The 24,133-nt window shown below is 63.6% G+C and carries 18 protein-coding genes; 13 read left to right on the forward strand and 5 right to left on the reverse strand.

Annotation, left to right across the window (positions count from 1 at the left end; all coding sequences use genetic code 11):
• Nucleotides 1-133: 133 nt before the first annotated feature.
• From ACVOLO_RS02580 to tkt, 13 genes are all read left to right on the forward strand, one after another.
• Nucleotides 134-1,192, forward strand: coding sequence for a pilus assembly protein PilM (locus ACVOLO_RS02580; protein WP_481568714.1), 1,059 nt, complete (start codon nucleotides 134-136; stop codon nucleotides 1,190-1,192).
• The gene (locus ACVOLO_RS02585) at nucleotides 1,192-1,896 is read left to right on the forward strand and encodes a PilN domain-containing protein (RefSeq protein WP_481568715.1); all 705 of its coding nucleotides are present in this window, start codon (nucleotides 1,192-1,194) and stop codon (nucleotides 1,894-1,896) included. Before ACVOLO_RS02580 ends, ACVOLO_RS02585 begins: the two co-directional genes overlap by 1 nt.
• Nucleotides 1,893-2,564, forward strand: a complete 672-nt coding sequence (locus ACVOLO_RS02590; protein ID WP_481568716.1) for a type IV pilus inner membrane component PilO — start codon at nucleotides 1,893-1,895, stop codon at nucleotides 2,562-2,564. The genes ACVOLO_RS02585 and ACVOLO_RS02590 overlap by 4 nt, the downstream gene beginning before the upstream one ends.
• Entirely contained in the window at nucleotides 2,564-3,094 is a 531-nt protein-coding gene (locus ACVOLO_RS02595; protein ID WP_481568717.1) for a pilus assembly protein PilP, read from the forward strand. The genes ACVOLO_RS02590 and ACVOLO_RS02595 overlap by 1 nt, the downstream gene beginning before the upstream one ends.
• Before the next feature lie 19 nt (nucleotides 3,095-3,113).
• Nucleotides 3,114-5,021 carry a type IV pilus secretin PilQ gene (locus tag ACVOLO_RS02600; protein ID WP_481568718.1) on the forward strand — a complete coding sequence of 636 codons (1,908 nt, stop codon included), beginning with the start codon at nucleotides 3,114-3,116 and terminating at the stop codon, nucleotides 5,019-5,021.
• A gap of 101 nt (nucleotides 5,022-5,122) precedes the next feature.
• The gene (locus tag ACVOLO_RS02605; protein WP_481568719.1) at nucleotides 5,123-6,142 is read left to right on the forward strand and encodes an AAA family ATPase; all 1,020 of its coding nucleotides are present in this window, start codon (nucleotides 5,123-5,125) and stop codon (nucleotides 6,140-6,142) included.
• A 63-nt stretch (nucleotides 6,143-6,205) separates the two neighbouring features.
• Complete coding sequence (locus ACVOLO_RS02610) at nucleotides 6,206-7,138, forward strand: DUF58 domain-containing protein (RefSeq protein ID WP_481568720.1); 933 nt, start codon at nucleotides 6,206-6,208, stop codon at nucleotides 7,136-7,138.
• On the forward strand, nucleotides 7,135-7,590 hold the full coding sequence (locus tag ACVOLO_RS02615) for a DUF4381 domain-containing protein (protein WP_481568721.1): 456 nt from the start codon (nucleotides 7,135-7,137) through the stop codon (nucleotides 7,588-7,590). Before ACVOLO_RS02610 ends, ACVOLO_RS02615 begins: the two co-directional genes overlap by 4 nt.
• Nucleotides 7,590-8,591: a vWA domain-containing protein gene (locus ACVOLO_RS02620; protein ID WP_481568722.1), complete on the forward strand. Its 1,002-nt coding sequence runs from the start codon at nucleotides 7,590-7,592 to the stop codon at nucleotides 8,589-8,591. Before ACVOLO_RS02615 ends, ACVOLO_RS02620 begins: the two co-directional genes overlap by 1 nt.
• Nucleotides 8,588-10,378 carry a vWA domain-containing protein gene (locus ACVOLO_RS02625; RefSeq protein ID WP_481568723.1) on the forward strand — a complete coding sequence of 597 codons (1,791 nt, stop codon included), beginning with the start codon at nucleotides 8,588-8,590 and terminating at the stop codon, nucleotides 10,376-10,378. Before ACVOLO_RS02620 ends, ACVOLO_RS02625 begins: the two co-directional genes overlap by 4 nt.
• Nucleotides 10,375-12,045, forward strand: a complete 1,671-nt coding sequence (locus tag ACVOLO_RS02630) for a BatD family protein (RefSeq protein WP_481568724.1) — start codon at nucleotides 10,375-10,377, stop codon at nucleotides 12,043-12,045. Before ACVOLO_RS02625 ends, ACVOLO_RS02630 begins: the two co-directional genes overlap by 4 nt.
• Before the next feature lie 65 nt (nucleotides 12,046-12,110).
• The gene (locus tag ACVOLO_RS02635; RefSeq protein WP_481568840.1) at nucleotides 12,111-13,418 is read left to right on the forward strand and encodes a dicarboxylate/amino acid:cation symporter; all 1,308 of its coding nucleotides are present in this window, start codon (nucleotides 12,111-12,113) and stop codon (nucleotides 13,416-13,418) included.
• 479 nt (nucleotides 13,419-13,897) lie between these two features.
• Entirely contained in the window at nucleotides 13,898-15,904 is a 2,007-nt protein-coding gene (gene tkt / locus ACVOLO_RS02640) for a transketolase (protein ID WP_481568725.1), read from the forward strand.
• Nucleotides 15,905-16,044: 140 nt separating this feature from the next.
• Here the strand turns inward: tkt and ACVOLO_RS02645 are convergent, their stop codons facing one another.
• From ACVOLO_RS02645 to ACVOLO_RS02665, 5 genes are all read right to left on the reverse strand, one after another.
• Nucleotides 16,045-17,472, reverse strand: coding sequence for an HlyD family type I secretion periplasmic adaptor subunit (locus ACVOLO_RS02645; RefSeq protein ID WP_481568726.1), 1,428 nt, complete (start codon nucleotides 17,470-17,472; stop codon nucleotides 16,045-16,047).
• A 10-nt stretch (nucleotides 17,473-17,482) separates the two neighbouring features.
• Nucleotides 17,483-19,633 carry a type I secretion system permease/ATPase gene (locus ACVOLO_RS02650; protein ID WP_481568727.1) on the reverse strand — a complete coding sequence of 717 codons (2,151 nt, stop codon included), beginning with the start codon at nucleotides 19,631-19,633 and terminating at the stop codon, nucleotides 17,483-17,485.
• A gap of 307 nt (nucleotides 19,634-19,940) precedes the next feature.
• A complete protein-coding gene (locus tag ACVOLO_RS02655) occupies nucleotides 19,941-21,671 on the reverse strand; it encodes a M10 family metallopeptidase C-terminal domain-containing protein (protein WP_481568728.1) in 1,731 nt (576 codons plus the stop codon).
• 205 nt (nucleotides 21,672-21,876) lie between these two features.
• Nucleotides 21,877-22,134: a hypothetical protein gene (locus ACVOLO_RS02660; RefSeq protein ID WP_481568729.1), complete on the reverse strand. Its 258-nt coding sequence runs from the start codon at nucleotides 22,132-22,134 to the stop codon at nucleotides 21,877-21,879.
• A 24-nt stretch (nucleotides 22,135-22,158) separates the two neighbouring features.
• On the reverse strand, nucleotides 22,159-24,114 hold the full coding sequence (locus tag ACVOLO_RS02665) for an acetyl-CoA hydrolase/transferase C-terminal domain-containing protein (RefSeq protein WP_481568841.1): 1,956 nt from the start codon (nucleotides 24,112-24,114) through the stop codon (nucleotides 22,159-22,161).
• Between the last annotated feature and the right edge of the window lie 19 nt (nucleotides 24,115-24,133).

Raw genomic sequence — 24,133 nt, forward strand, 5'->3', positions numbered from 1 at the left:
GTGGATGGGGACCGCCAAAGGGCGTGATGCGTATCGCGTCTCGTGCTCTGAACGGTTGCCAACTGCTGAAATTCAGTTATTAATGCGCGGGCGCAAAAAGTGCGTCCAAGTGCCCGTCGGCAGGGGAGAAACCGTGGGGCTTATCCCAAAAAGTCAGACGCCAATCATCGGCGTCGACATCAGCTCGACTGCGGTCAAGCTGCTTCAGCTTTCCCGCACGGGGAATCGGTTCCGCGTGGAACATTACGCTGTGGAACCGCTTCCGCCCAATGCGGTAGTGGAAAAGAACATCGTTGAGGTTGAAGCCGTGGGCGAGGCCATCCGCCGCGCCGTGGCCCGTTCGGGTACCAAGGCCAAGAACGCTGCGGCTGCCGTGGCCGGTTCGGCGGTGATCACCAAGGTGATCCCGATGCCGGCGGACCTGGATGAGAACGACATGGAGGCACAGGTCGAGCTGGAGGCGGTGAACTACATTCCGTATCCGATCGAGGAAGTGAACCTCGATTTTGAAGTCCTCGGCCTGGTGCCCAACAACCCGGAAATGGTGCAGGTGCTGTTGGCTGCCTCACGTTCTGAGAACGTGGAGCTGCGCCAATCGGCGCTGGAACTGGGCGGCCTGACCGCCAAGGTCATGGATGTGGAAGCGTTCGCAGTCGAGAACGCCTTCGCGCTGGTGGCCAGCGAGTTGCCGGTGGCCAGTGATTCGGTGGTGGCGCTGGTGGATATCGGCGCGACCATGACCACGCTCAACGTCCTGCGCAGCGGGCGCAGCCTCTACAGCCGCGAGCAGGTGTTCGGCGGCAAGCAGCTCACCGATGAGGTGATGCGCCGTTACGGGCTGAGCTACGAGGAAGCCGGCCTGGCCAAGCGCCAGGGTGGCCTGCCGGAGAGCTACGAGGTCGAGGTGCTGGAGCCGTTCAAGGAGGCGACAGTGCAGCAGATCAGCCGCCTGTTGCAGTTCTTCTATGCCGGCAGCGAGTTCAACCGCGTTGATCACATTGTCCTGGCCGGCGGTTGTGCCGCTTTGGCAGGGCTGCCGACGATGGTCGAAGAGCAACTGGGTGTGGCGACATCGGTGGCCAATCCGTTGGCGCAGATGACGCTGGGCCCGAAGGTGCAGGCGCACGCGCTTGCCCAGGATGCCCCGGCACTGATGATCGCAACGGGTCTGGCCATGAGGGGGTTTGACTGATGGCACGGATCAATCTTCTGCCGTGGCGCGAAGAACGCCGCAAACAACGGCAGCGCGAGTTCTACGGCATGTTGGGGTTTGCGGCACTGGCGGGCGTGATCCTGTCGGGCCTGCTGTGGTTCTACTACAGCCAGCAGATCAGCGGCCAGAACGACCGCAATGCGTTCCTTGAGGCGGAAATCGCCAAGGTCAAGGAGCAGAACAAGGAAATCGAGCGCCTGGACAAGCAGAAGGCACGTCTGCTCGCCCGCAAGGCGGTGATCGAGGAACTCCAGGGCAAGCGTTCGCAGATGGTGCATCTGTTCGATTCGCTGGTGCGGACCATCCCCGATGGCGTGGTGCTCACCGCACTCAAGCAGGAAGGCGAAATCCTGACACTGGAAGGGCGCACCCAGTCCAACGCGCGCGTCAGTACCTACATGCGCAACCTGGAAGGGTCGGGCTGGATGAGCAACCCGGAGCTTTCCATCATCGAAGCCAAGGCGCAGGAGCCGGGCGGCGCGGCGATGGACATCAAGTCGCTGCCGTACGTGTTCACGCTGCGGGTGAAGCTGCCGGCACCGGGTGAAAACGCTGCCCAGCAGGCGGTTGTTGATGAACCGGCTGCCGACACCGCACCGGCTGTCGGTGCTCCGGCAACGCCTGAAGCGCCAAAGGCCGCAACGGAAACAGCGGCAGCCGCGCCGAAGGAGGCTCGTTCGTGAGCAAGAAATTCAACGCCAAAGAACTGGATTTCAACAATATCGGCAGTTGGCCGCAGAAGGCCAAGATGGTGTTCTGCGCGTTCCTGACTGTGTTGATCGTGGTGCTGTCGTTCCTGCTGGTGGTTCGCGGTCAGATGAATGACCTGGAGTCGCTGGAAAGCAAGGAGACCAGCCTGCGCTCGGACTTCGATCGGGAGCAGCAGCGCGCTGCCAACCTGGAACCGCTGAAGCAGCAGCTCGCGCAGATGGAGCAGGTGCTGCAGCAGATGCTGCGCCAGCTGCCCAGCAAGACCGAAATGCCTGACCTGATCATCGACGTGTCGCAGACCGCGCTGTCCAGTGGCCTGAACAACGAGTTGTTCCAGCCAGGCGCCGAGTCGCTCAAGGAGTTCTATGCCGAGAAGCCGATCGCATTGCGCCTGGTGGGCAGCTACCACCAGTTTGGTGCGTTCGTCAGTGGCGTGGCCTCGCTGCCGCGCGTGGTGATCCTCACCATGCACGACATCAACCTCAAGCCGAAGGACCCCAAGGGCGTCATCGCCCGTGGTGGTGCGCTGGAGCTTTCCGGTACGGTCAAGACTTACCGCTACCTGGATGACACCGAGCTGGAGGAGCAGGAAAAGCTGGCTGAAGAGGCGAAGAAGGCCGAGAAGAAGGGGGGCAAGTGATGAGCAGAACTTCTTCTCTGGTACTGGGCGCGGTGTGCTTGGCAGCACTTGCCGGTTGCACGCGAGGGGTCACCAGTGCCCCGGGTGACGCGCCCAATCTCGAAAAGTACGTCGCCGATGTGCGTGCGCGCCCGGCCGAGGCACTGCCGGCATTGCCGGTGATGCAGCAGTTCGAGACGTTCGAATACGCCGCGCAGGGCATGCGCGATCCGTTCAGTGATGCCTGGGTATCGGCTGATGGCGGCAACCAGCTGCGTCCGGACCCGGACCGTCGCAAGGAGCCGCTGGAAGCCTTCCCGCTGGACAGCCTGGACATGGTGGGCACGATTGGCCGTGGCGCGGGCGCCGTTGCGCTGGTGATGGGGCCGGACAAGGTCACCTATCGCGTGCGCCCCGGGGTGTACATGGGCCAGAGCGATGGCCGTGTCACCGGCGTCCGTGAAGACGGCATTGAACTGATCGAACTGGTGCCCGATGGCGCTGGCGGCTGGCTGGAACGTCCTGCGTCGTTGGCGCTGGACGATCGTTGATTGATTAGGGGATAGCACGATGACTTTTACCAAAGCCCTGAGCCAGCGCCCCATCCGGCGCCACGCACTGGTCCGCGTCTGCGCCTTGGGAGTGGCGTTGGCAGTGGCGTGCGGCTCTTCGTACGCGGCACAGCCGTTGGCTGCTGGTGGCGCGCCTGCCGCGGGCACCCAGCAGGCGGCTTCTGCGATTTCAGTAACCAAGATCGACTTCAAGCGGGGCGAGGACGGCAGTGGCCGTCTGATCCTGCAGTTTGATGGTCAGGGCGCAAGCCCGGATCTGCGCAACCAGGGCAACAGCGTGGTGGTGGACGTGGGTAACGCCACGTTGCCGGCCGAGCTGCAGCGCCCGCTCAACGTGGTGGATTTCGCCACGCCGGTGCAGCGCATCGATGCCAAACCGTCGGGTCACGGCGCGCAGCTGGTGCTGAGTACGGCTGGCCTGTTCGACTCGCTGGCCTACCAGACCGGCAACGAATACGTCGTTGAGATCTCGCCGCGTCAGGCGGAAGTCGCCACAGGTGCGGTGACCGCGAAGACCGTGGCGCAGGCGGCGGCAACGGTGGCTGCACGCGGTTACAGCGGGCGTCCGGTGACCTTCAACTTCCAGGATGTGCCGGTGCGTACCGTCCTGCAGCTGATCGCCGAAGAGTCCAACCTCAACGTGGTGGCTTCCGATACGGTTCAGGGCAACGTGACGCTGCGCTTGGTCAACGTGCCGTGGGACCAGGCCATGGACATCGTGCTGCGCGCCAAGGGCCTGGACAAGCGCCGCGAAGGCGGCGTGATCTGGGTCGCACCGCAGCCGGAGCTGGCCAAGTTCGAGCAGGACAAGGAAGACGCGCGCATCGCGATCGAGAACCGCCAGGATCTGATCACCGATTACGTGCAGATCAACTACCACAACGCCAGCGTGATCTTCAAAGCGCTGACCGAAGCCAAGGGCATCGGCAACAACAACAGCGGTGGCAGCGGCGGTAGCGGCGGTAGCGGTAATGGCCAGCAGGAGAATGGCTTCCTGTCGCCGCGCGGCATGCTGGTGGCCGACGAGCGCACCAATACGCTGATGATCAGCGATATCCCGAAGAAGGTCGCGCAGATGCGCGAGCTGATCAAGGTAATCGACCGCCCGGTGGACCAGGTGCTGATCGAAGGCCGCATCGTCATCGCTTCGGATACCTTCGCACGCGATCTGGGCGCGCGGTTTGGTATCCAGGGCCGGCGGATTGGTGACCGTACGCAGGCCATCAGCGGATCGCTGGGCGCCAACACCGACATCATCAACAATGGTCTGGTGACCAACAAGGGTTTGAACGTCAATCTGCCCGCCAAGACCTTCACCGAAAGCCCGGCCGGTGCCATTGCCTATACCTTGCTGGGTCGCAACTTCTCGCTGGACGTCGAACTGTCGGCGATGCAGGAAGAGGGCCGGGGTGAGGTGGTGTCCAACCCGCGCATCGTCACTGCCAACCAGCGCGAAGGCGTGATCAAGCAGGGTAAGGAAATCGGTTACGTCACCATCACAGCCAGCGGTGCCAGTGGTGTCGCCACGCCGAACGTGCAGTTCAAGGAAGTGTTGCTGGAGTTGAAGGTCACCCCGACCATCACCCAGGACAATCGCGTCTTCCTGAACATGAACGTCAAGAAGGATGAGGTTGACCGCTTCATGGACGTTGAGAACTTCGGCAACGTGCCGATCATCAACCGCCGCGAAGTGAATACGGCCGTGCTGGTGGAAGACGGCCAGACCGTGGTCATTGGTGGCGTGTATGAGTTCACCGACCGCAGCAGCGTGGCCAAGGTGCCGTTCCTGGGCGATATCCCGTTCCTTGGCAACCTGTTCAAGAAGCGTGGTCGTCAGAAGGACAAGGCCGAACTGCTGGTGTTCGTGACGCCGAAGATCCTGCGCGTGGCGAAGGCCGCCGAGTAATTCATCTTCAGAGTGTTCGGGGAAGGGCCGCTTGATGCGGCCCTTTTTCGTTGTCAGCCGCCGTTTGAACCATTTCACGGTGGATCGGTCAAACTGCGCCTATGAACCTGCCTCCCCAGATCCCGAACCAGACCGAGATGCCCGCCCAGAACCTGGGCCTGCATCAGGATTTCATTGCGTTGCGCGATGCGCTGTCCAGCGAAATCGTCGGCCAGTCGCTGCTGGTCGAGCGCCTGCTGATCGCCCTGCTGGCCGATGGCCACCTGTTGGTGGAGGGCGCGCCCGGGCTGGCCAAGACCACGGCGATCCGTGCGCTGGCCTCGCGGGTGGAAGCAAGCTTCGCGCGCATCCAGTTCACCCCCGACCTGCTGCCGGCCGACCTGACCGGCACCGATATCTGGCGCGCGCAGGAAGGCCGCTTCGAGTTCCAGGCCGGTCCGATCTTCCACCCCATCCTGTTGGCTGACGAAATCAACCGTGCGCCGGCCAAGGTGCAGTCGGCACTGCTGGAGGCGATGGGCGAGCGGCAGGTGACCGTGGGCCGCAGCACCTATCCGTTGCCGGAGGTCTTCCTGGTGATGGCCACGCAGAACCCGATCGAGCAGGAAGGTACCTTCCCCTTGCCGGAAGCGCAGTTGGACAGGTTCCTGATGCATGTCCGCATCGGTTACCCCGATGCCGATGCCGAGACGGAAATCCTGCGCCTGGCCCGCGAGCGGGCCTTGCAGGCCATGCAGCACAAACCGGCAACACTGCAGAAGTTGTCGCTGGAGAAGATCGAGCAGGCCCGCCGTGCCGTGCTGGAGCTGCACATGGCGCCGCAGTTGGAGCGCTACCTGGTGGCCCTGGTGCTGGCGTCGCGCGATGCCAGTGGCTATGACGCCAGCCTCGCCAGGCGCATTGCCTGGGGCGCAAGCCCGCGTGGTTCCATCGCACTGGAGCGCTGCGCGCGTGCGCGTGCCTGGCTGGCTGGCCGCGACTATGTAACCCCGGACGACATCCGTGCGGTGGCGCCGGACGTACTGCGCCACCGTGTGTTGCCCAGCTATGAAGCAGCGGCGGAAGGCTGGGACGGCGAACGTCTGGTTGCGACCTTGCTCGATTGCGTGCCGCTGCCCTGAGGCATGGCCGATGCGCGGCGTTCTTCCTTTGTTTTTTCCTGAGTGCCGGCTGCGGTGGCTGCGATGAATGTACGCGCCTCCGGCGAACACGCGCGAGGTGATGCGGTGCAGGTGGGCTTGCGGCCGCAGCTGGCCGAGTTGATTGCCCTGCGTCAGGTTGCAATGCAGGGCCGGCCGGCGCGACGCGGCCACTATGCGGTGAGCGGGCGTGCGGCCTCGACGATGCGTGGGCGTGGCATGGAATACGCCGAATCACGGGAATACGTGGCCGGTGACGATGCACGTCACATTGACTGGAAGCTCACCGCGCGTACCGACGCCACGCATACCAAGACATTCCAGACCGAGCGCGAGCGGGTGACCTTGCTGGTGGTCGATACCGCCGCTGCGCTGTACTTCGGCACGCGCGTGCGATTCAAATCGGTGCAGGCCGCCCGCGCTGGCGCGGTAGCGGCATGGACGGCATTGCGTGACGGTGATCGCCTGGCCGCCTTGCGTGGATGTCACCAGCAATCATTGGTGCCACCTGCTGGCGGAACGCGCGGTGCCTTGCGTGTGCTGGATGCGCTGACGCGTTGGTATGCCGAACCGCCCTCCGACGATGCGGGCCTGCAGTTCGCTTTGGAGCGTGCCGCACGCGTGCTGCATCCGGGCGCGCGGGCGGTGGTGTTGGCTGATCCGGCCAGCGCCAGTGCGGTGCCGGCTGCCGTGTGGTCGGCGCTGTCCATGCATGTGGAGGTGCAGTTGCTGCTGCTGGTGGATCCTTTGGAAGTATCACCGCCGGAATGCGTGCTGCCGGTGGCGACGGCAGCAGGGCGGATGCGGTTTGACCTGGCTTCCGAGCCGGTGCGCAGCGCCTGGCATGAAGCCTTGGTTGGGCCGGTGGAAGCGCTGTTGCGGCAGCTGCCTGGCCGCCGTATCCGGGTCAGCACCTTGTCCAGCGACGATGCCAGCGATGCCTGGTTGAGTACCGCCGGCCTTCGGAGCCCGGCATGATCGCGGCGCAATTGCCACTGCGGGACGTGCACCTGCCCTCGGCCCCGGGCTGGTGGCCGCTGGCGCCGGGGTGGTGGCTGGTGATTGCCGTAATCGTGCTGACGGCGGCGGTTGCTGCCGCGTTGTATCTGCGCCGGCAACGACGACTTCAGCGTTGGAAGCAGCTGTTTGACCAGCAATTGGCTGCGAGCGAAAGCGGGCCGCGCCGCTTGGCTGCCGCGTCGGAGTTGTTGCGCCGTGCGTCGCGTCGGGTGGATGCGCAGGCGGCGTTGTTGCACGGCGAGCCGTGGCTGCGCTTTCTCGACGGGCGCAAAGGCGATGCCTTCAGCAATGGCGAAGGACGCGTGCTGCTGGAAGGCGGCTTCCGCCCGCAGGTGGATACCGAGGCGGTTGAGCGTGCCTGTCGATTGGCGCGCACGCGGTTTCTTGAGTTGATGGCAGGGAAGCGCTGATGCAGGCCTTGCTCGATATGGTGCCCGCATGGTGGCCAGTATTTGCATGGCCCTGGTTGTGGGTGTTGTTGCCGGTGCCGGTGGTGATGCGGTGGTGGCCGCTGCGTGATGACAGCGCGCCAGCATTGCGCGTGCCTTACAACCCGGCCCAGTTGCAGCTGCAGGCGGTACGCGGGCGCGCTGCAGGCTGGCTGCCGGCATTGTTGCTGTGGCTGGCATGGGGGTTCCTGTGCGCGGCGGCGGCACGGCCGCAACAACTGGGTGAGCCGGTTGAACCGCCGCGCGAAGGCCGGCAGATGATGCTGGCTGTGGATTTGTCCGGCAGCATGGAGGAGCCGGACATGCGACTCGGTGGCCGGGTCGTGGACCGCCTGACCGCAGCAAAGGCGGTGCTGGCTGACTTCCTGGACCGCCGTGAGGGGGATCGCATTGGTCTGGTGGTGTTTGGCCAACGCGCCTATGCCCTGACGCCGCTCACCGCCGACCGCGCCACCGTGCGTGAACAATTGCGCGACAGCGTGGTCGGGCTGGCCGGGCGTGAAACAGCGCTGGGCGATGCCATCGCGCTGTCGGTCAAACGTCTGCGTGAGCAGCCGCAGGGGCAGCGCGTGGTCATCATGTTGACCGATGGCGTCAACACGGCCGGTGCGCTGGAACCGCTGAAAGCGGCGGAGCTGGCAAAGGCCGAGGGCGTGCGCGTGTACACGATTGCATTCGGGGGCAGCGGCCAGGCGTCGTTGTTCGGTGTGCAGTTGCCCAGCAATGAAGATCCGGTGGACGAAGAAACCCTGACCAGGATCGCCAACGAAACCGGCGGTCGTTTCTTCCGCGCGCGCGACACCGACGAGCTGGCTGGAATCTACGCCGAGCTGGACCGGCTGGAGCCGATAAAGAGCACTGGCCCGGCGGTACGTCCGCGCATCGAGCGCTATGAATGGCCGCTGGCGGTGGCGTTGATGCTGGGCGTGCTCGCGTTGGCCTGGCGGGGGCTGCGCGCATGAATCTTTGGCAGCAACTGCACTTTCTGCGCCCGGAATGGTTGTGGGCGCTGCTGCTGGTGCCTGCAGCGCTGCTGGGCAGCCATTACCTGCAGCGGCGGCGTACGCGTTGGCAGGACGCGGTGGATGCGCACCTGTTGCCGCATCTGCTGACTGGCGCAGGCCGGCAGCGCTGGTGGGGGCGCGCGGGCCTGGCGTTGGGGCTGCTGTTGGCGGTGCTGGCATTGGCCGGGCCGAGCTGGCGGCAGGTGGAACAACCGCTGTGGGAATCCAGGACACCGTTGGTAGTGGTGCTGGACCTCTCAAGCAGCATCCGCGCTACGGATCTTCCACCTTCGCGGCTGCTGCAGGCACGGGCAAAACTGGCGACGTTGCTGCGTGAGCGCAAAGGCGGCGAAGTCGCATTGATTGCCTACGCCTGGGAACCTTTCACCGTCGCGCCGCTGACCGATGACGCGGCCAATGTCGCGCTGTTTCTGGACGCGTTGTCTCCGGCGGTAATGCCGTTGGACGGGCAGAAGACCGACCATGCGCTGGCCTGGGCGGCGGATCTGCTGAAGCAGTCGGGTGCACGCCATGGCGATGTGCTGTTGCTGACCGACCATGCCGACGCTGCCGCTGTCGCCGCTGCTGCACGGTTGCGCGCGGCCGGGCACGCCGTGTCGGTGCTGGGCCTGGGTACCGTGCAGGGCGCCTCATATCGCGATTCGCGTGGCGGCATTGAGCATGCGCATCTGGATGAAGCATCGCTGCGTGCGTTGGCGCTTGCCGGTGGTGGACGCTATCAGCGCCTCGCCAGCACCGATGCCGACCTTCAGGCGCTGGACGTGTTGCAGCCGGAACTGCAGTCCGCTGGCCGCCAGCAGGGCGAGCAAGGTAAGTCCTGGCAGGACGAAGGGTATTGGTTGCTGCTGCCCTTGCTGCTGCTGGCGTTGTTTGCATTCCGTCGCCCGCGCCGCGTGTTGCCGTTGCTGGCGCTGTGTGCGTTGCTGCCGATGATGCAGCCGGCTGTTGCCGCCGAGCAGGGCGGCTGGTGGCAGCGTGCGGACCAGCGCCAGCACCAACAACTCAGCGAAGGCGTGGACGCCTACCGGCAGGGTGATTTCGCCACCGCGCAGAAGCGCTTCGAGGGCATCGATTCTGATCAGGGCTGGTACAACCTCGGCAATGCGCTGGCGCGGCAGGGGCGGCTGGATGATGCGGTCAAGGCCTACGACCGTGCGCTGCAGCTGCATCCGGGCATGGAAGATGCCGTGGCCAACCGCGCCGCGGTGGATGCGGCACGCAAGCGAAAGTCGCAACAGGGACAGCAGGGCGGCAGCGGCAAGCAGAAGCCGCAGCAGGGTCAGGATTCCAGCAATCCGCAGAAGCAGGATCCGCAGCAAGGCCAGCAGCAGGGCCAGCAGCAACAGCAACCATCGCAGCAGGGCCAGCCACCATCGTCCAGCAGCAAGGATCAAGAAGGCCAGCAGGGGCAACAATCGCGCCCCGGCGATCAAGGTGGGCCGCCCCAGGAACCGAACGATCCGCAAGGCGAGGATGCAGGCAAGCAGCAGCAGGCGGATCAGGCCCAGCGTCAGCGCATGGAGCAGGCCATGCAGCAGCGCCAGGGGCAGTCCAATGACCAGACGGATGCCGCCGCCACAGCACGCGCGGCGATGACACCACAGCAGCGCGAACAGCAGCAGGCGATTGACGCCTGGATGCAGCGGGTACCCGATGAACCGGGTGATCTGTTGAAGGCGAAATTCCTGCTCGAATACGAGCGACGGTTGCGGGAACGGCGATGAAGGCAGGCAACAGATTCAGTCAGTTCAAGGCGTGGGCGCTGCTGTTCCTGCTCGCGGGCCTCGGTGTGGGCGCAGCGCAGGCGCAGACCCGCGCCTGGCTGGACCGCGACAGTGTCAGCCAGGGCGAAACCGTCACCCTCAACATCGAGACCGACCAGGGCGCTGCACCGGACTACACGCCCTTGCGTGCCGATTTCACCTTGAGCAACCAGAGCAGCAGCCGACAGGTGCAACTGCGCAATGGCTCGGTCAGCAACAGCGCACTGTTTGCCGTTGCGTTGTCCCCGCAACGGACTGGCACGCTGGTGATTCCTGCCTTGCGTGTGGGCAATGCACAGACCACGCCATTGTCGTTGGTAGTTGGGGAGGCCGTTGTCGCTGGCCGTGACAGCAACGCGCTGGCCTTCATCGAAACCGAGGTGGACGACAGCCAGCCCTATGTGCAGCAGAGCGTGGGCGTGGTGGTGCGCTTGTTCTTCGCCACGCAGCTCGCCTCCGGGGAATTGGTGCTGGATACGCCGGCCGGTGCTTCGTTGCAGCGTGTGGGTGATGACCGCACTTCATCGCGCGAGATCGGTGGCCGGCGGTACAACGTGGTGGAACGCCGTTTCCTGCTGGTGCCTGAGCGCAGTGGTGCGTTGCAGGTGAAGGGGGCGCGTTTCAGCGGCCAGGGCGTGGGCGGTTTCTTCGATGATTTCTTTGGCCGCGACAACGGCCAGCTCAGCGCACGCGGGCCGGACCAGACATTGCAGGTACGGGCCACGCCCGCCGACGCGCCGCAGCCGTGGTTGCCGCTCAAGGGCCTGCAACTGCGTTACACCGCCGCACCAACGCAGGGCCGCACCGGCGAGGCGACGACCATCGTGGTTGAAGCCACCGCCAATGGCGTGACCAAGGCACAGTTCCCGGAATTGCCGGTGCCGTCGCTGGGTGACAGTGCGCAGGTGTTTGCCGAGCCGCCGCAGTATGACGAGACCTTCAACGGCGGCAGCCCGCAGTTGAAGCTGACCCGGCGCTATTCCATCGTGCCGCAGCAGGCCGGTACGCTTACCGTGCCGGGCATTGGCATGGCCTGGTGGGATGTGCAGGCAGGGCAGGCACGCACCGCAACCCTGCCGGATCTGCAGTTGAACGTGGAGCAGGGCGCAGGCGGTGTCGCAGCACCACCGCTGATACAGCCGACGCAGGCCGCTGCGGGAGTGCCGAGCGAAGCACTGGCGGTGGCGGGTGCAACGGCGCGTCCGTGGTTGTGGCCGGCGCTGGCGGCGGGTTTCGCCCTGTTGTGGCTGGTCACGCTGATCTGGGGCTTGTCACGGCGAAGCGCGCCTGCCGCCGGCAAGCACGACGCACCAGGCAACAGCCAACCGCACCGCTCGCGCTACAGCCAGGCTGACCTGCGCCGGGCCTTGGATGCGGGGGGGCTGGACGAGGTTGTGCATATCCTCGCGGCGATGGCTGGCGTTGATGACCTGGATGCGGTGATGGCCAGGCTGGACGACGAATCACAGCGGCAGGCACTGGAGCGCATGCAGCGTGCCCGCTGGGCGGGCGAGGGCGATGTGGCTGCGGCCAGGGCGCGCCTGCGTGAGGTTTTCCGCCAGGGGCCGCGCTGGCGAGGCCAGGTGGTGGCGGAAAAGCCCGTGCTTGACCCTCTCTACCCCGGTTGAACACGGCAAAAGGGCCGCTGTATATCGTCTGTTAAGCTGAACGATTCTCCGGAGGGAAACCAATGATGGCCAATGCCGCACCGTCCACGGCCAAAATGCCGTTCCACTGGAAGATCGCGATTGGCTTCGGCATTGGCCTGCTGCTTGGCCTGATCGTGCACATGTTCAGCCCGGGCGCGGCCTGGGTGCATGCGGTTACCACCTACCTGACGACTCCGGTGTCGGGGCTGTTCCTGAGCCTGATCTTCATGCTCATCGTGCCGTTGATCTTCTCGGCGCTGGTGATGGGCGTATCGGAAATGGGCGACATCCGCGCATTGGGTCGCATTGGCTGGAAGTCGCTGGCTTACACCATTGTGCTGTCCGGCGTGGCCGTGCTGATCGGTCTGGTGCTGGTCAACCTGTTCAAGCCGGGCGCGGGTGTGGACCCGGCCGTGGCCGCGCAACTGCTTGCCGAGAACGCCGAGCGCAGCAAGGAGATCGTGGCCGGTGTTGGCTCCCAGCCCAAGGGCATGGAGATGCTGCTGTCCATCGTGCCCAACAACGTGCTTGAAGCGGCGTCTGACAACGGCAAGATCCTGTCGCTGATGTTCTTCGCGCTGATGCTGGGCATTGGCATGGTGCTGTCGCCGGCCGACAAGGTGGCCACGCTGCGCAAGGCCATCGAGGGCCTGTTCGAGATTTCGATGACCCTGATCAACCTGGTCATCCGCCTGGCGCCGTATGCGGTGGCCTGCTTCATGTTCAACCTGGCGGCCATTTTCGGTTTCAGCCTGTTGATGAAGCTGGGCGCCTACGTGGGCGTGGTGGTATTGGCGCTGGCGCTGCACATGTTTGTCAGCTACGGCATCGCGGTGAAGCTGGCGGGGCGTTCGCCGCTGGCGTTTTTCCGGCAGACGCAGGAGGCCACGTTGATGGCGTTCTCCACCGCCTCGTCCAACGCCACCTTGCCGACCGCGCTGCGCGTGGCCGACCAGATGGGCTTCCCGCACAAGGTGTCGCGCTTCGTATTGACCGTGGGCGCCACTGCCAACCAGAACGGCACGGCGCTGTTCGAGGGCGTGACGGTGATCTTTCTGGCGCAGTTCTTTGGCGTGGACCTGAGCATCGGCCAGCAGTTCATGGTGATGGTGGTCTGCATCCTCGGCGGCATTGGCACGGCGGGTGTGCCGTCCGGTTCGTTGCCGGTGGTGGCCCTGATCTGCGCGATGGTCGGGGTGAATCCGGTCGGTATCGGCCTGATTTTGGGCGTGAACCACTTCCTGGACATGTGCCGTACCGCGCTCAATGTCACCGGCGATCTGGCCTTGACCACCCTGGTGGCGCGTGGCGAAAGCGATGAGGAAGCCGGGCACAAGCTCCCGCAAGGATGAGTTGCCGTACGACCCCGGCGCCCTTTCGACGGCCATCCTGAACAGGGTGGCCGTTTTGTTTCCGTGGGCGGGGTGCGGGTTGCCGGCGGGGCGATTGGGGCTTGGTGTTGCGCGTGAGAGCGCCCCCTCTCCCCAACCCCCGCCCCGCGCCCCGGCCCTTGCGTTTACGCATGGGCGCTAAAGGGGCCGCGAACCAGTGGTTCGCAAGCTGGCCCGCTTCACCCGGCATGGGGAGAGGGGCTCGGTCTACGTCGAGTTGATGCATTTCCCGCAATTGCAGCTTCAAAGCCCCTCTCCCCTTGCGGGAGAGGGGGTGGGGAGAGGGGGAAGTGCAGGAAGCAAATTCCGGCGCCGGACCTTGCTGCCGACGGAAACCAATGCCAGCTATCGTCAGGTTTTTCCGGCCTGAACCGCGCGGTGGCTTGTGGGACAATAGGCCGCCCGCAGTTCCGCGGGAGCCTCCTGATTCCGACGAAACCATGACGCAGCCCACCCGCCGCCAGTTGGCGAACGCCATCCGTTTTCTTGCCGCTGATGCGGTCGAAGCCGCCAAATCCGGTCATCCCGGCATGCCGATGGGCATGGCCGACATTGCCGAAGTGCTCTGGAACGACTACTACCGCCACAACCCGAACAACCCGAACTGGTTCAACCGCGACCGTTTCGTGCTGTCCAACGGCCACGGCTCGATGTTGCACTACGCGCTGCTGCACCTGAGTGGCTACGACCTGCCGATGGAGCAGCTCAAGGCCTTCCGTCAGCTGGGCAGCCACACCGCCGGCCACCCGGAGCGTCACGAAACCCCGGGCGTGGAAACCACCACCGGCCCGTTGGGTCAGGGTTTTGCCAATGCCGTGGGCTTCGCGCTGGCCGAGAAGCTGCTGGCACAGCGCTACAACCGCCCGGAATTTGAAGTCGTCGATCACCGCACCTGGGTGTTCATGGGCGATGGCTGCCTGATGGAAGGCATCTCGCACGAAGCCGCGTCGCTGGCCGGCACCTGGGGCCTGGGCAAGCTGGTCTGCTTCTGGGACGACAACAACATCTCCATCGACGGTGAAGTGGAAGGCTGGTTCACCGACGACACGCCGGCACGCTTTGAGTCCTACGGCTGGAACGTGGTGCGCGGCGTCGACGGCCACGATCCGGAAAGCATCAAGGCCGGCATCGAGCAGGCGCTGTCGCAGTTCGACAAGCCGACCCTGATCTGCTGCAAGACCACCATTGGTTTTGGCTCGCCGAACAAGGCCGGCCAGGAATCCAGCCACGGCGCACCGCTGGGCAAGGACGAACTGGAAGCCACCCGCAAGGCGCTGAACTGGCCCTACGGCCCGTTCGAGATTCCGGAAGACATCTACGCCGGTTGGCGTGCCGGCGGTACTGGCACCCTGCGCCAGGCCGAGTGGGAGCAGCTGTTCGACAAGTACGCCGCGCAGTTCCCGGCGCAGGCTGAAGAACTGACCCGCCGTTCGCACGGCGAACTGCCGGCCGACTTCATTGCCCAGGCCGATGCCTACATCGCCCAGGTGCAGGCCGAAGCGCCGAACATCGCTTCGCGCAAGGCATCGCAGAACGCGATCCAGGCCTTTGTACCGCTGCTGCCGGAAATCATCGGTGGCTCGGCCGACCTGGCTGGTTCCAATCTCACCTTGTGGAAGGGCGCGCAGACCGTGGTCGGCGAAGACGCAAACGCCAACTACGTGCACTACGGCGTGCGTGAGTTCGGCATGAGCGCCATTGCCAACGGCCTGGCACTGCACGGCGGCTTCCTGCCGTTCGACGCCACCTTCCTGGTGTTCAGTGATTACGCCCGCAACGCACTGCGCATGAGCGCGCTGATTCCGGCACACGTCATCCACGTGTTCACCCACGACTCGATTGGTCTGGGCGAAGACGGCCCGACCCACCAGCCGGTGGAGCATGTGTCCTCGCTGCGTTACATCCCCAACAACGATGTGTGGCGCCCGTGCGACGCGGCCGAGTCGGCGGTCAGCTGGAAGGCAGCGATCGTGCGCAAGGATGGCCCGAGCTGCCTGATCTTCAGCCGCCAGAACCTGGCACCGCAGCAGCGCAGCGCCGAGCAGGTCAAGCAGATCGAACGCGGTGGCTACGTGCTGGCCGATGCCGCCGGTACGCCGGACGTGATCCTGATCGGCACCGGCTCGGAAGTGGGCCTGGCTATGGCCGCCAAGGCGGAACTTGATGCCGCCGGCATCAAGACCCGCGTGGTGTCGATGCCGTGCACCGATGTGTTCGACCGCCAGGACGCGGCCTACCGCGAATCCGTGCTGCCCAACGCGGTGCGCAACCGTGTTGCAGTGGAAGCCGGTGTCACGGGTTTCTGGCGTCAGTACGTGGGCCTGGACGGTGCGGTGGTCGGCCTGGATACCTTCGGTGCTTCGGCCCCGGCCGACAAGCTGTACCAGCACTTCGGCATCACCACCGAAGCCGTGGTGGCCGCAGCGAAGGCAAACCTGCCGGGCTGAATTCAGCCGGCGGTTTGAGCTGACGAAAAGGCCGGGGAAACCCGGCCTTTTCTGTGGCGAATCGCAATCCCTCAGCTGTGCATTGGTCTGGAAGACCTGGACTACGGGCATGACGCACTATCTGTTCTTCTCTGGAGAAATTAGCGTTCATGCAGACTTTCAGCGGTGTACTTCTTGAACGGGCTGAGGAAGTACTCGATTACCCGTTGCCGGTCTGTCCTTATCTCTGCACGCACGGTCATGCCCGGTGTCAGCGGAACATCCTCGCGGCCAACACGCACATGCTTCTCCTGTAGCTGGATTCGCAGGCTGTAAAGCGGCCCCTGGCGTTCGTCGTGGATGGCATCCTGCGATACGTGCAGGACGGTGCCGTGCAGGATTCCGTACTTGGTGAAGTTGAAGGTCTCCACCTTCACCGACACCGGCTGCCCGGCACGGACGAAGCCGACGTCCTTGTTTTTCAGCTGTGCTTCGATCTCCAGCGCCTGGTCGGCGGGGACGATGACCATCAACGGTTGTGCGGCGGTAACCACGCCACCGGCGGTATGCACGGCCAGTTGCTGTACGGTGCCGTCCACCGGCGCGGCAAGCCGGGTAAGCATGTCGCGGCGTTCGGCCTTGACCTGCTCCTGCTGCAGGCTGCTGGCGCGGCGTTCGTTCTGGTGAAGCAGGTCAAACACCGTGCGCCGGTATTGCGACAGCGTGCCTTCCCTGCGTTCGACAGCCTCCTGGCGTGAGGCATTGAGTTCGACGATGTGGCTGCGGCGCTCCGCCAGCTGCCGTTCCTGCTCCATCAATTCCTGTTGTTTGGTCAGGTAGTGGTGTTTGGAGACAAGACCTTCGCCGGCGAGCTTGGCGTAGTCGGAGGTGATGCGCTGGGTCAGTGGCAGCATCTGCGCCAGTGCCGAGGCCGATTGTTGCGCGGCGTGGATCTCCGCGTTGCGCCGCGAAATCATCGCCTCGCTTTGTGCCAGGTTGCTGCGCAGTTCCTGGTACTGGCTCTGCAGCCACGCGTTTGCTGCCTGCTGCTGTGCGGCGTCGGCATCGGGCAAGCGCGAGGTGATGTCGGACGGTGGCTGCTGGCGATCAATGGCCTCCAGCATGATCTGCGCACGCGCGGTGTCCACCTGTGCAGCGAGCAGGTCGTTGTTCAGCCGTTCCAGATCCGCGCCGGTGAGGCTGGCGTCCAGTTCAACCAGGACATCGCCGGCGCGCACGGTTTGGCCGTCGCGGGCGTGAATGGCTTTCACCACCGCCACTTCATGCGCCTGGATGATCTTGCTCTGGTCACTGGGAACGATGCGGCCTTCCGCGCTGGCCACCACGTCGATCTTGCCGACGCTGGCCCAGGCCACAGCCAGGCAGGCAAAGGCGATGATGGTCCATTGGATGTAGCGCGGCGCGGGATGCACCGGCGTCTCCTGCAGTGCCTGCGCGGCGGGCAGGAACTGCATTTCGTGTGATTGCAGTGGCGGCGCGTCGAGGCTGCGACGACGGCGCCATGCATTGTTCCAGGCGCCCAGGTGGCGGCTGACAAGTTCTCGAACAACACCGTTGGAAATGGTCATGGTGTCCCCGTCAACCCTGCTGATGCGCATGGAGACGTGCGTAGATTCCAGCGGGCTGTGCCAGCAGTTGTGCATGGCTTCCCTGCTCGGCAATCTGGCCGCGCTCGATGACGATGATGCGATCTGCATGGCGTACGGCAGACAGGCGATGGGCGATGATCAGTACCGTCCGCCCCTGGCAGATCTGCTGCATGTTCTGCTGGATCACCCGCTCGGACTCGTAGTCCAGGGCGCTGGTGGCCTCGTCGAAGATGAGAATGCGTGGGTTGCGCATCAGTGCGCGGGCAATGGCGATGCGCTGTCGCTGACCACCGGAAAGCGAGGCGCCGTGTTCGCCAACGAGGGTGTCGTAGCCTTCGGGCATCTCCAGGATGAAGTCATGCGCGCCGGCAAGCTGTGCGGCGTGCGTCACCGATTCCAGTGGCGCGCCCGGATCGGTGAGTGCGATGTTCTCGCGGATGCTGCGGTTGAACAGCATGTTTTCCTGCAATACCACGCCGATCTGCCGACGCAGCGAACTGACATCGGCCAGTGACAAATCCATACCGTCCACCAGCATGCGGCCGCTGTCGGGAACGTGCAGGCGCTGCAGCAGGCGGGTCAGCGTGCTCTTGCCGGAGCCCGAGCGCCCGACCAGCCCGATCACTTCACCGGGCGCCACCTTCAGGGTGATGTCCTGGAGGACATCCGGGCCGTCGTTCCGGTAGCGGAAGCGTACGTGGTCGAACTCCACGGCTCCCCTTAACGGTGGCAGCGGGTGCCGATTGCCCATGGAGGATTCGGTATGCGTATTGAGAATATCGCCCAGCCGCTGCACGGCCAGGTTGGTCTGCTGGAAGTTGGGCCACAACTGCGCCAGCCGCATGATGGGCTGGGCGACGCGGCCAGCGAGCATGTTGAAGGCGATCAGCTGGCCAACCGACAGCTGCCCTTCGATCACCAGCCGCGCACCCAGCCACAGCGTGGCCAGTGTGACCAGCTTTCCAATCAGCCCGACGCCTTCATTGGCCAGCGTGGACAGAACCTGGGTACGGAAGCTGGCCGCGACATAGGCTGCCAACTGGTTGTCCCAGCGGCGCGAGGACTGCGGCTCGACCGCAAGCGCCTTCAGCGTGTCGATGCCGGTCAGGGATTCCACCAGAAATGCCTGGTTCTCCGCGCCACGGTTGAAGCTCTCCTGCAGGCGCGCACGCAGCACTGGGGTAATCAGCAGCGTCACCAGCAGATACAGGGGCAGGGATACGATGACGACCAGGGTCAGCCATCCGCTGTAGAGCAGCATCAACGCGATGAACAACACGCAGAACAGCAGGTCCAGCACCAGCGTGATGGCATTGCCGGTGAGGAAGCTGCGGATGTTTTCCAGCTCGCGTACGCGGGCCACCGAATCACCCACGCGGCGTGCCTGGAAGTAGGCCAATGGCAGTGCGAGCAGATGACGGTAGAGACGCGCGCCAAGTTCAACGTCGATACGGCTGGCTGTGTGCGCAAACACATAACCGCGCAGCCCGCTCAGCACGGTTTCAAACAGCATGATCGCCAGCAGGCCGATCATCAGCACATCCAGCGTTGACAGACCACGGTGCACCAGCACCTTGTCCATCACCACCTGGAAGAACAACGGAGTGATCAGCGCGAACAGCTGCAGGAACAGCGAAGCGATCAGCACTTCGGTCAATACCTTGCGGTGTTTGACGATGGCGGGGATGAACCAGGTGAAGTCGAAGCGGGCTGCATCGCCGGTGGTGGGCGCGTCGGGGCGCAGCAGGATCAATCGCCCGGGCCATTGCTGGAGCAGGGCATCTAGCTCCATGACCCGGGGGCGGTCCTCGCCCGGAATCTGCACAAGCGCCTTGCCTTGATCGACGCGGGCAAGGATGAAGAAATTCCCGTCCACGTCCTTGCCGATGGCCGGCAGGGGTGTCCGCGCCAATCGCTCGGGGCGGGTGTTGATCGGCTTTGCACGCAAGCCGAGCCTGCGTGCGGCGAGCAACAGTTGGTCCACCTTGAAGTGATGCGCGCCATCGCCGAATTCGTGGCGCAGCTGTTCGACACTGGCGGCGATGTTGTGGAACCTGGCGAGGGTGACAAGGCACTCAAGTCCACTGTCCTGGTTTGAGGCCGGAGATTGCTGCGCTGTCACCGTTGCTTCCTGTTCCATTGCTGATGCAGCGGCCATCTCGATCAAGCGGGACGGAGAAGGGCTGTCTGATTCGAGTGGGGCTCCATGGATAAACAGGAAACGCTGCACACGCCACGGGATATGTCCCAATTGCTGCGAACGGTGATCCAGTGCGCCTTGTACGGGCGTGATTGAAGAGCGTGGTGCATGCGGGAGATGGCCTTCTGGACGGCGACATGGGCTCACCTGCCCAGCTCTCCGCGCACGCAGGATGGAGCAGCTGAAAAAGGAAGAAGGGCCGGAATGCTCCGGCCCTTCGTCAGTTCTGCAACGGCTCGCTTTCCTGTTAGACCCAGGTTGCTGCGAGTACGGGCGCCAGTGCCTGCTGGTAGGCATTGGACAGGTTGGTCTGGCCCAATGCAGGGGGCGCGAAGGCCGCCATCGCATCGACCAGCTTGTCGATGTTGTCGGTATCCATGGATTTGCTGTCACCGACGTTTATTTCGTCGAGTATGTTTTTACGTTGAGAGAAGAAATCTACGACAGTGACCGAATCGTTTGTGCCGATGACACTTACTATTAAATTCTTGCGCTTGATGTCGGTGCTGAACCATAACTGATCACTGCTGATTTCATTTCGGAATGACAGGGTGTCAAAATCTTCGGGCGTTCCTACGCCACGGTGAATTGTGTCGTTTCCGTCACCCCGGTCGAAGATGAAGGTGTCGTCGCCTCTGCCGCCATACAGGCGATCATCTCCCTTTCCACCGATGAGGATGTCATCACCATCGCACCCGTGAAGCGTGTTTGCGTTGGAGTTTCCGATGATACGGTTGTTTTCGGAGTTTCCCATGATGTTTCGGGTGTTCCCATCCTCGATGGCCGTGAAGTTCTCAACATTTTTGTACTTGTTGGAAGCAGTGCAATCGATGGAGAGATAAATGGTATCGGTCCCACCTCCGGCCGTTTCGATTACTACATCGGCGGCGTTGTCGACGTAGTAAATGTCATTGCCCGCGCCGCCAATCATCGTGTCCGCGCCGACGCCGCCGTCCAGAATGTCATCGCCGATTCCGCCTTCGAGGTGATCATTTCCTTCATATCCATACAGGCGGTCATTCCCAGCGCCACCCAGTAGCTTGTTGGCTGCGGAATTGCCCTGGATGAGGTCGTCACCCTGAGTTCCCGTTGCGTTTTCGATCACTGCACCATAGGCGATTCCGATCGCATTCTCGCCGGTGTAAATGTTGTGGGTACTGATTCCTTCGGGGATTTCGTAGGTGATAGAGGTGTAACTGCCTTCGGCGAGATTGATGCTGGAGCCATGCTTGTAGCTGGAAAGATCAATGGTGTCTTCTCCGCCACCGTCCCAGATAGTGGTATAGAAGCCAGTGCCTGGATCGTACTTGTATACCGTGTCGCCAGCGTTGTGGCTGGTGTTCGCACCATACAAGTACTGAAGTGCGGCAATGTCGTAGATGCCGAGGCTTTCGGTTTCCACACGGCCGAGGTAGTTGTCGTCCTTATCAACCATCAGCACGCTCTTGCCACCTGTATAGGACATGACCGTTTCCAGTGTGGTGAATCCCGGGGCGTAACGTCCTGTGGCATGTCCAGGGTGATCCAGCGCCAGTGCATGGCCGACTTCGTGCAGGGTGAAAGCGACGTCATAACCGGAGTACCAGGATGCCCATACGTCGCCGCCAAACGATTGCTCGAAGGCCCCGTAGGCCCAGCCGCCGCCCATGCTCCAGTCGGATTGGGTGTCCTGCCCATTGAAACGAATCGTGGCTTCGCCATCGACCCTTTCGTCGATGTACTTGAGGTTGATGTCGAGGATGCTGTTGTAGACATCCATCGCCTTGTGAATGTTGGCGATGTCTGTATCACTGGAAATGGCTTTGAAGTACGGCAGTTCCCCCCGGATCCCATAAGGCTCATCAGAAAAAACCGCATCTTCCTTGGTAATGGTCCAGGTGATGGTGCGGTCCTCGCCCACTGTCCATTTCCGGTAGGAGATCAGCTGGTCGATGTGATGGATACCGGATTGCGTGGTCTTTTCGATTCCAGGGGACATGGTGTTTCTCCTTGCAGGAAGAGGGGAGGCGTTGATCGTTTAAGGTCAGCCTTTGACTTGGGGTATGGGGTGGGTGGTTCCGCCTTTGCGATGGAGCACATCGCAAAGGTGGCGTTGCATGGCGTTGCGATGACGTCTTTGGGTCACCGAAGCTGTTTCTGCTTTCCGTCATGTCGTGTCGGAAGGCGTGGTCCCATGGAACGGCTTATTGATGGCCGGGCGCCACCGGATACGTCTCAAATGTGGGTGCTTTTCTTTTGTTTCTGTTTCGTATCGCAATTGCACCGTGATGCAGTTCACGCCGCAGTGAAAAATGCCAGTGCAACCACGCCTTTTCTTTTCGATCGGTGGGCATGCCGTCGCAGGCTTTGATCAAAAATTGAAAAGGTTGATGCAAAGGCATGGCGTGCGGGCGCCCGCCGCTTCCATGGCGGCGCGCCGTGATTGATCCGCGGAAAGGCATGAAACCTTTCCGGCTGCTGCTGTCTCAGCCCTGCAGTGTCCGGGCCAGTGCAAGGCGCATCAGTCGGGCCTGCAGCCGTTCGCCGAGCGTCGTTGGCGAATCAAGGCCCATCCGTTGCAGGTACATGGCTTCGTTCTCACCGGCGGGGCAACGTAGCGAGGCCAACACCGTGCGCAGTTTGGCTACCGGCGTGTGGGTGTGGGACTTCAGCCACGCCAATGCACGCAGCAGCTCCTGCTCCAGGGGCGTGAAGTCGCTGCCCAGGGGATAGTCGGGAAGGCTGCCGTTCTCGCGGAAGGGCGCCAATGCGGCGCGAAGCAAGTCGGCTTGATTGCGTTGCCACGCTTCTGGTGCGACGAATGCACGGTCCAGCTTCTTCGCGGCCTTGGCCTGATCCAGCAGCCGTGACTGGAATGCGGTATCCGTGATGCCTGCCATGGCAACAACGCAGTCTTCGTCGGTCAGGCCACGCAGGTCGGCAACGCCGTACTCGTTGACGAAAACATCGCGCAGGTGGCGCGGGATGGTGGTGTGGCCATAGTTCCAGCGCACGTTGGATTGCGCGTTGCCGGCATCCTGGCGCACGGCGCGGAACATCAGGACGCTGCGTGCATCCGGCAGTGCATGCGCCATCGCCACGAAGTTGTACTGGCCACCCACACCGGAGACCACGCGGCCGTCCTCCAGCGCATCGGAGGTGGCCGCGCCCAGCGCACTGGCAATCATGCAGGAGTTGAAGAAGCGCGCATCGCGTCGCTGCAGGCGTTCCAGTGCCTCGTTGCCACCGTATAGCTGGTTGATCTCGCTGATGCGGCGCATGCCGATGGCGCTGCATTCGGCCTCGGGCAAGTTGCGCAGCCAGTCATAGAATTCGGGTGAGCCCAGGTAGAAGGCGCCATGCAGGTACTCGCCCTCGCGTGCGAGACGGCCGTGGTCCCCCTTGCTGGCGGTGCCGTCGGCCAGGCGCTGCATCAAGCCCAGGTCGTCATGCACCTTGCGCCAGATCACGCCGGTCTGCACCAGCTTGCGGAAGCCCTCGTTGAGCATTTCGCTGCAGCCGTACAGGCCGATCTCGAACGGTTCCAGGCCGCCGGCTTCACGCACCAGCGGGTTGTCGACGAGTTGCGGGTCCAGCGCGTGCAGGATCCGCCGGTAGCGTGCGTTGTCGGTATGCCGCAGCACCAGCGCGTGGCTGAGTGCATCGGCCAGTGTGCCGATGCCGATCTGCAGCGTGCCGCCATCGCGCACCAGGGTGCTGGCATACAGGCCGATTGCATAGTCGGCATCACTGACCGGCTGCCGGGGCAGACCGAACAGTTTCGGGTACGGCCCCGGCGGGCTGATGACCAGATCGAAGAAATCCAGGTCAACCGTTGCGCTGCCGCCCAGCCACGGCAACTGCGGATCGATCTCGGCAATCAGCAGGGGCTTGGGCAGTCCGCGTGCGGCCATGGCGTCCAGGGTGTCCTGGGTGATGTCGTTGTTGCACGACAACGACAGGCGTGGGTTGCCGTCGCGGCAGGCCACCTTCTGCACGATGGCGTGTGGTGCGCGTTGGGCCACTGCATCGGCGGCGTGGGTGTAGTTGAGGCTGGTGTAACTGCGCTGTGCCTGCGAGGAACGCAGCAGCGCGCCGGACTGTATGTAGAACTCTTCCACCTGCACATGCGCCGGCAGCGCATCACGGGCAATGGCGTCGGCATAGGCCAGGCGCGGGAAGTCGGTGCCGAAATGGCGTTCGACGAAGGGCCGCATGAAGCGTGCTTCCAGGCCATCGCCCTTGGCCTGGGGCGGATTGAGTGACAGTGCGGTGTACAGCTGCAACGGCCGTGTCGGGTCCTGTTCGATGCGCGCATACAAGGCATTGAGCAGGCGGTGCGGTTTGCCCAGTGCCAGTGGTGCGCCGATGCGCAACGGCCCTTGGGTATTGCTCAGCAGCCAGTCCACGGCGGCGTCGAGGTCGGTCACGTGATGGGGCATGGTGTCCGGAATCTGCGGG

This window comes from Stenotrophomonas sp. STEN056, from assembly GCF_056759635.1.